This window comes from Paenibacillus sp. HJGM_3, from assembly GCF_045062745.1.
Classification (GTDB): domain Bacteria; phylum Bacillota; class Bacilli; order Paenibacillales; family NBRC-103111; genus Paenibacillus_AA.
Genome location: NZ_JBJGED010000034.1, coordinates 66,836 through 74,438, shown reverse-complemented (window position 1 = coordinate 74,438; position 7,603 = coordinate 66,836). Strand labels below are relative to the sequence as shown.

Below are 7,603 nucleotides of genomic sequence, written 5' to 3'. Positions count from 1 at the left end.
TCGAAGTTGTATCCGAAGGGCATTGGAAACTGTTTACGCCATGATCTTACTATGCTGCTAGCTTCTTGGTGCAATCTCGAATGCACCGAGTACTTCAAATCGATTGAACTAAGGGATAACGATAGTGGAGGAGGAGCTTGCAATCGCAACTCCTCTTTTGTCTATTTGATAAAAAAAGACACAACGATGGTATCAGTACCACGGTATAATTATGAACGAACAGGAGGAATCCAAACGGGTCCAGTTTCTATGAAGAACCAAAACTCTGATGGATACAAAACTAGTGCTATCCCCAGAGCTCTGAAAGTTATTAATGGCCACAAGGAGGGTATAACCATGGAACAAATGATCGAAACAAATGAGATTCAAATAATAAGTCGTTCTTTTTCAGCCATCGGCATTAAATACGCATGCCGTCCCGATGAAAAAGGGGCAGAGATTCCAAAGGCGGTGGAATCGTTTCTGACTAGATTAGCAGAAATTGAGCACCGTACTGGCAATGGATTGATGATACATGGCTTCGGAATAGAAACAGGTGATAGCCAAAAAGAAAAATGGAGTGTTACTGCTGAAGTTAGCAAGATCGATCAAGTTCCTGCGGGCATGGATGCCGTAGAAATCCCAGTCACCCAGTATGCGTATTATCAGCATAAAAAGGGTATTTACAGCATCGGGGATGCTTATTCCAAGTTGCATACATGGATACTGGAGAATGGCGATTATGGTGACGGCTACATGGTGGAGGTATCTGATGATCATTTTCAAGTTGTTGGAGAAGATCGTGTGATCGATGTTTATGCTCCATTTCGTTATAGAAGTGAATGAGTTATAACAGCATCTCATTCTAACGAGGAACGATAGCTAATCACACAGAACGGCAGCCGGCCAAACGATCGGCTGCCGTTGTTCGTTGAACCGGCAGGATAGCTTAGTCGTATGGGCGAATAACGGCTATGCCCGGAAAAGGTCAACCAATCACCGTGATTCGTATTGCTGACATAAACGGATAGGTCCGTGAGCGAATTGGTGCTGTTTATGTCCGGGTATTTTTATACGGCCTCAGCCTAATCATGAGCAATCCCCCGGCACGACAATGGTCCGCTGCAGGATAGTTATAACCATAAAGTACCATTTGCATCATTCCAAAGCAGTGTACAATAGGTGTGGTACTCAATCAAGGAGTGGTGATCCTAAGTATGGATGAAATATTAACTTTATTAAAATCAGAATATGGAATAGTTTCGAATACCTTCCCGTCCCCGGAGGCTTTTCCGCAAAGCGGCTTATTGTGTCGCAGGCGAGGACGGTGCCGAATACTTCCTAAAGGTATGTGACAAATTTTTGTCGACAACGCGCCCGCTTGTCGAACGTATCGACATCTATATGCCGGTGTTGGACCGGCTGTCGGCATCATCGACCCTACACGGGCGCTTACTAACGCCGGTTCTGGCGCGGGACGGGGCATATAAAGCCGATCGAATTATGTCACGGGGATGCACACGGTAACAATGTGATTCAGGGCGAGCGCCTTGTGCTGGCAGATTGGGAAGATCTACGTTTAGCACCTCCCGAGGCAGACCTGTTCATCTATGCGTGGCATCCGCACGGCAGTATGTTACTGGAAGCATACGCAGCCGCCCGGCAAGGTTATCGTATCAACCATGAACTTCTTTATTTCTACGTCTTACGCGGCGGATCGAGGACGTCTGGTTCAATATACAACGCTTGATTGAGAAGATCTCGGACGAAGCGGAGACGGCAAAGTTGCTTGACTATACAAGGCGGGGCATTGGGGAAATACCAGCGTTATATCGTGATAAACGATGATAAACGGGGAGACTCGAGTCGGCGATATTATGTTGTACATCCGGAGGATAAAAGAAAATGAACAATCATGATGAAAGGTTTGTAAAACCCGAAATACTGGCGCTTGTTTTGAGTAAAATGCTCGACAAGACGATAATCCGTGCAGATTATCAACTCAAAGAGTTGCAAGGCGGGACAGTAGGAGATGTTCGGCTTGTAACTGGCATGGTTGAAACTTCCGATGGTGAAAATTTGCCGTATAAGGTGATTTGGAAAACACAGAAAAAATTTGAGCGTTACGGTGATCCGGATTCATGGCGAAGGGAATACGACCTTTACGCATCAGATTTCAAAAAGGTTTTCTTCGACTCATTCCGTTGTCCGGAGTGTTATCACGCCGAAATAAATGGCGATGAGATTCAACTGTGGATGGAATATATTGATGGTGTGTCAGGCTTAAATCTGACCTTGGAAATGTATGAACGTATAGCCGAGGAATTGGGTCGATTTCAAGGCAAGCTGTATACTGAACGTCCAAACGTATTACAGAATCTGTCCAATTTAAGCAAGGTTGAGTTTACGAAAAACTACTATCTGCGCTATCGGTCATGGAAAGTTTTATATGATTACATACGCTCCGATGACTGCGAAATTCCAAAGCACCTGTGTAAAATGCTCTTAGACATGGATAACAATGTGGATGAAATATTCAATCGCATTGAAAAGCTGCCAATCGTGCTTTGCCACAGAGATTTTTGGGTGGCGAACATATTCTATTCGGACAGTAAAATCGTACTTATCGATTGGGATACCGCCGGATGGGGATACATGGGCGAGGATATCGCGAGTTTAATAACGGATGAAGCGGATGTCTGTCATATGATTGAATACTACCAAAAATGCATTCCGGCGTATTACAGGGGTTTTTCGGAATATGCGGATGTGTCCCATATCTCCGATCATTGTATCTATGAACTAATCCTTGCTATGTTCGGATACAGGCTTGTGGAGTGGTATAAATTCGCTGAGTCGCCCGAAGATAAATCAATGCACCTTAATACCTTGCAAAAAATCCATGAGATGAGAAATATGTAGATGAATATAACTATTCAGCCATTGATGTAGACAGAGTGCTTCCTGAATTCCAATCATTCCCCCTCGAGTCTAACATCTGGCCTGCTTAATTTATATTTAACGGCGGCTCGCTCCTCACCTATCCACTTCGCGAACGAGGAACGATAGCGCGGCGATGGAACCGATCCATCGCTTGTTTCGTCTCTGTACACTCCGCTCAACTACAGGGGGCATTAGATTAAATGGTTAACATAACTGTAAGAGCTATGAAAGAACATGAATATGATTTTTTTATGGATATGCAGTATGAGTCCATCTATATTTTGAAAGATAAGCCACCAAAAGAAGAACTTTTGAAAGCCCCAAATATTAAGAAATACAATGAAAAATGGGGAAGAAAAGGCGATAGAGTATTAATAGCCTACAAGGGGTATAGCCCTGTAGGGGCGGTTTGGTACCGATTATTCGATGAAAATGAAAAAGGTTATGGTTTTGTAGATAGTGATACTCCCGAGTTAGGTATCGCCATACTTTGCGAATACAGAAAACAAGGAATCGGACAGATATTAATGAATGCTATTATAAACCAAGCTAAACTTGACGGGTACAAATCGCTTTCTTTAAGTGTCGATCCAGAAAACACAGGGGCTGTTCGGTTATATTACAATCTCGGTTTTAAATACTGTGGTTTATCGGGAACCTCATGGACGATGAAATTAGATTTTATTTAATTGAATGGTTAAGCTATCGGAGTACAATAGCTGGATAACCTCATTACGGGCAGTAATAACGGGGAACGATAGCACAGAAGCAGGCTGCCGATTGGCGGCCTGTTTCACTACGGAGCGACGCAAGGCAAGCCTAACAGAAAAATCGGAGTTGACCTGGAGTCGCCTCCAGCATGTAGAATGCGGTATGAAAGGAGGTGGGCTCGTTGTACACGATCGGTCAAGTTGTAGAGCTGACGGGGTTTGGACACGATACGCTAAGGTATTACGAAAAAATCGGATTGCTCAAGCCGCAGCGCAAATCGCCAGGCGGCGTGCGCGCGTTTAGCGACGACGATCTCCAATTGCTGTCCGGACTGAAAGGTTTGAAACGGCTGGGATTGTCCTTGGAAGAAATCAAGACGTTCACGAGCACGAAACGCTGCGTGACCGAACGCTCGTCGATGCATGATGGAGACGAAGCCGTTCTCCGGGATCGAATCGTCCTGCTGACGGACAACTTGGTCCGGATGGAGACGCAGCGCCGCGAACTCGACGAACTGATCGATCGGACGAAAAACAACATTCGCCTGTACAACGAACTGTTGGATGGGACGCCGTAAACGTTGGATCGTTCCGGCGTTCTCGCCTCCGAGAACCCTTGCAGAGGAGATGCACGCATGAACATTGCAATAATCGGTTCGGGACACATTGGCGGTACGTTGGGGAAAGCTTGGGCGGCGAAAGGTCACTCGGTCACGTTCGGTTCGCGGGATCCGCAAAGCGAACGGATGCGTGCGCTGCTCGAGTTGATTGGCCCGAACGCCGCGACGGCGTCCGTCAAGGAAGCGGCCGCTATCGGCGAAGTCGTCGTATTGGCCGTTCCCGGCACGGAAATCGGGCGCGTGCTGGAGGAGGCGGAAGACCTACGGCGGAAAATTGTCATCAATGCGACCATTTTGTTCGACGGGCGATCGGCGGACGAGGAAGTGCGGAGGCTCGCAAACGGCGCACGCGTCGTACGGGCGTTCCATACGTCGACGTGGGAGGCGCTCGCGAACCCGCGGTTCGGCGTCGCGAACGCCACGCTCTTCATGAGCAGCGAGGACGAAGAAGCCAAGCAAACCGTTCTCCAGTTGGGCGCAGAAGCCGGATTCGACATGGTGGATACGGGGGGCGCGGACGCGATGGCCGAGATCGAGAAGGCGCTCTTTTCGTTCTGGACTGCGCTCTCGCCTCGGTTCGGACGCGACTACGCGATCCGGGTGTTGAGAAGGGAAGAAGTGCAGCCGTCTTAAACCGGGGCTGTACGGCAAAACGGGCCGTCTCGATTTTCCGTTTGCGGCGGTCCATTTTTGTTGGCCGAATCAATAAAAGAGGTGTGGGGAACGGGACACGATAGCGTAGAAAACTGATCATGGGGCCGCCGTGGATGATAATCGGGCGGCCCCATTAAGCTATCGGGAGTTATTTTCAAAGCTCTTGTTTTTATGCTCGAGACAATGGTAACATTTAATGAGAACATGCGTTTGTTTTCTTGCATTTTCCAACGGATAGGGGGAATAGGCGTGGTTGAAATCATTGAAAAAGAACAATTTCCGGTTATCGGAAAATTAAGAAAGGGGTTTGCTAATGAAGCTCCCCAATGGATACCATCATTATGGAAAGAAGCAAATAGCAACTTTATCGAGATAAACTTCGCCATCCATTATCAAGTGCAAGCGGCTCCCGTTTGTTTCGTTAAGGAGCCGATGAGTACATGATCCAATTAACGAACCGACAGGCACGGCAATTTCTGCTATTGAAGCACGGGCTGTTGGGCGAATATCAATTTGCCGGAAAGCAGGGAGTATTGGATTTTGTGCGGCAGGTCGGCTGTATTCAATACGATCCGATCGATGTTTGCGGAAAAAACGCCGAACTGGTGTTGCAGTCGCGAATCAAAGGATTTACCAAGAACATGCTCGCCGAGTTGCTGTATCAAGATAGAAGCCTTGTCGATTATCCCGACAAGAATTTGGCCATTATCCCTGTCGAGGACTGGCCGTATTTTGAGCGGTACAGGCAGGCCGCCCGACAACATGCCAAGCGCTATCCCGAAATGGAAGCGTTGATAGAGCAAGTACGGGCTCACATCCAAAATCACGGTGCGCTAAGTTCGGATGATCTAAAATTGGATGGAAATTTCGCTTGGCAATCGGCCATCCACTGGAGCAGCGGAAACAATACATCCCGGTCGGTGCTGGAGCAGATGTACTCGACAGGCGAGTTGATTATACATCACAAAAAAGGAACGCGTAAGTATTACGATATCGCCGAGAAGTACATACAGCCACATCTGCTGAATGCGCCGGAGCCGCTGGTGGGCGAGCTTGAGCATCACAAGTGGCGGGTACTGCGTCGAATCGGTGCTGTTGGCCTTTTATGGAATCGCGCATCCGATGCCTGGCTGAACATATGGGGATTGAAAGCGGAACAGCGCAACGAGGTTTTCCGCCTGCTGTTGCACGAAGCTCGCATTGTTGCTGTTGCCGTGGAACAAATGAAGGATTTACTGTACTGCCGCGTGGAGGACTTGCCGCTTATTGAAGCCGTCTTGCAAAATCCGGAGCCCAAATGGCGCTGCGAGCTGATTGCCCCACTAGATAATTTCATATGGGACAGAAAACTGATCAACGAATTGTTTGGATTCGATTACACCTGGGAGATTTCCACGCCTGCAATCAAACGAAAATTCGGCTATTATGTGTTGCCTCTACTATACGGAGAAAGCCTCATCGGACGAGCCGAGGTAATCGCGGAGCGAAAAGCCGGGACGCTCGTTGTTAAGAACATCTGGTACGAGAACGACAGAAAGCCAACAAAGCAATTGCGAACAGCCTTGAACAATTGTCTTCAAAATTTTGCATTATTCAACGGATGCGAGACGATTACGACAAAGTCTATGAACTGATATTTCCAGTTCCCCGGTAACATTTGCCGACAAGTTTCCGCGTACGAAATAGGTAAACCGACGCGTCCGGTAGCGCCTGTGTACATGAGTTTCTAGTGGGGGTTCAAGTGCGGCGGGCTAAACTAACGGGCAGTTTAAATTAGCAATCCATAAGAAACAACCCAAGCTGAAATGTGCTAAGCTGATTTGGAGAAACACGCAATAGAAATTCTGAGTACTGCCGACACTGTCATTTGAGGACGTGGGACTTATCAGGGAATGCACAGTTATTGGCCATCTGTGCCTTCGAACCCATCAGCTTCGCAATATGAACGGAATCATGCCGAGTGGATCGGAAAAGACAGCCAAAATCGTTTTTTCCACGACACTGGAGAAAGTCGAATGGAACAATTCCAGATTTGTGAAAGAAAATGTCAAGGAAGAGATCAAGAACCTCAAGCAACAGGCAGGCGTTGGAAACTAATAATTGGAGGGCGTTATTGAAATGGCTAAACTGATCTACGCTACTAACGTATCTTTGGACGGTTACATGGAGGACGAGCAAGGCAATTTAGAGTGGTCGATCGCCAATGACGAGACGTATGCGTTCTGGACTGACTTCCAACGGACGATTGGCACCTACCTCTACGGGCGTCGACTGTACGAGACGATGGTGTATTGGGAGACGGCGAGCACCGGCGGCGATCAACCGGAGTTTAGGCGGGAATTCGCGCAGATCTGGCGAGCGGCTGAGAAGATCGTGTATTCCCGGACGCTTCAGGCGGTGTCAAGCGCCAGGACGAGGATCGAGCGCGAATTCGATCCGAATGCGATCCGGCGGCTGAAGGAGTCCCCAGGAGCCGACATTACGATTGGCGGCCCCGAGCTTGCCGGGCAGGCGATGAGCGCGGGACTGATCGACGAGTTTCATCTTCTTCTTAATCCGATCGTCTTGGGTGGAGGTAAGCGAGCATTGCCGGACAACCTCCTCATGCGGCTCGAGCTGCTCGGTGAGCGCCGCTTCCGAAGCGGTGTTGTTCATCTTCACTACCGCGTGATCGTCTGACCGCGACGCTAGAGTGAA

The 7,603-nt window shown here is 48.2% G+C and carries 9 protein-coding genes; all 9 read left to right on the top strand.

Features of this window, described 5'->3' with window-relative positions; translation table 11 throughout:
• The first annotated feature begins 336 nt into the window (after positions 1–336).
• The 9 genes from ACI5FR_RS28705 (at position 337) to ACI5FR_RS28665 (ending at position 7,585) form a co-directional block, all read left to right on the top strand.
• Complete coding sequence (locus tag ACI5FR_RS28705; protein WP_405460906.1) at positions 337–825, top strand: GyrI-like domain-containing protein; 489 nt, start codon at positions 337–339, stop codon at positions 823–825.
• Positions 826–1,465: 640 nt separating this feature from the next.
• Complete coding sequence (locus ACI5FR_RS28700; protein ID WP_405460913.1) at positions 1,466–1,729, top strand: phosphotransferase; 264 nt, start codon at positions 1,466–1,468, stop codon at positions 1,727–1,729.
• Positions 1,730–1,884: 155 nt separating this feature from the next.
• Complete coding sequence (locus tag ACI5FR_RS28695) at positions 1,885–2,901, top strand: aminoglycoside phosphotransferase family protein (RefSeq protein WP_405460904.1); 1,017 nt, start codon at positions 1,885–1,887, stop codon at positions 2,899–2,901.
• Positions 2,902–3,122: 221 nt separating this feature from the next.
• A complete protein-coding gene (locus ACI5FR_RS28690; protein ID WP_405460903.1) occupies positions 3,123–3,611 on the top strand; it encodes a GNAT family N-acetyltransferase in 489 nt (162 codons plus the stop codon).
• Between the two features lie 203 nt (positions 3,612–3,814).
• Positions 3,815–4,210 carry a MerR family transcriptional regulator gene (locus ACI5FR_RS28685; protein WP_405460901.1) on the top strand — a complete coding sequence of 132 codons (396 nt, stop codon included), beginning with the start codon at positions 3,815–3,817 and terminating at the stop codon, positions 4,208–4,210.
• A 57-nt stretch (positions 4,211–4,267) separates the two neighbouring features.
• Positions 4,268–4,885, top strand: a complete 618-nt coding sequence (locus ACI5FR_RS28680) for an NADPH-dependent F420 reductase (RefSeq protein WP_405460899.1) — start codon at positions 4,268–4,270, stop codon at positions 4,883–4,885.
• A gap of 270 nt (positions 4,886–5,155) precedes the next feature.
• Positions 5,156–5,350 (top strand): hypothetical protein, encoded by a 195-nt coding sequence (locus tag ACI5FR_RS28675; RefSeq protein WP_405460898.1) that lies wholly within the window; start codon positions 5,156–5,158, stop codon positions 5,348–5,350.
• Complete coding sequence (locus ACI5FR_RS28670; RefSeq protein ID WP_405460896.1) at positions 5,347–6,540, top strand: winged helix-turn-helix domain-containing protein; 1,194 nt, start codon at positions 5,347–5,349, stop codon at positions 6,538–6,540. Before ACI5FR_RS28675 ends, ACI5FR_RS28670 begins: the two co-directional genes overlap by 4 nt.
• Before the next feature lie 484 nt (positions 6,541–7,024).
• Entirely contained in the window at positions 7,025–7,585 is a 561-nt protein-coding gene (locus tag ACI5FR_RS28665; RefSeq protein WP_405460894.1) for a dihydrofolate reductase family protein, read from the top strand.
• Positions 7,586–7,603 lie beyond the last annotated feature (18 nt).

Excerpts from the sequence above, each read along its gene's own strand:
- ACI5FR_RS28705 (WP_405460906.1), top strand. The coding sequence starts at position 337 with ATGGAACAAATGATCGAAACAAATGAGATTCAAATAATAAGTCGTTCT.
- ACI5FR_RS28695 (WP_405460904.1), top strand. The coding sequence starts at position 1,885 with ATGAACAATCATGATGAAAGGTTTGTAAAACCCGAAATACTGGCGCTT.
- ACI5FR_RS28690 (WP_405460903.1), top strand. The coding sequence starts at position 3,123 with ATGGTTAACATAACTGTAAGAGCTATGAAAGAACATGAATATGATTTT.
- ACI5FR_RS28680 (WP_405460899.1), top strand. The coding sequence starts at position 4,268 with ATGAACATTGCAATAATCGGTTCGGGACACATTGGCGGTACGTTGGGG.
- ACI5FR_RS28670 (WP_405460896.1), top strand. The coding sequence starts at position 5,347 with ATGATCCAATTAACGAACCGACAGGCACGGCAATTTCTGCTATTGAAG.
- ACI5FR_RS28665 (WP_405460894.1), top strand. The coding sequence starts at position 7,025 with ATGGCTAAACTGATCTACGCTACTAACGTATCTTTGGACGGTTACATG.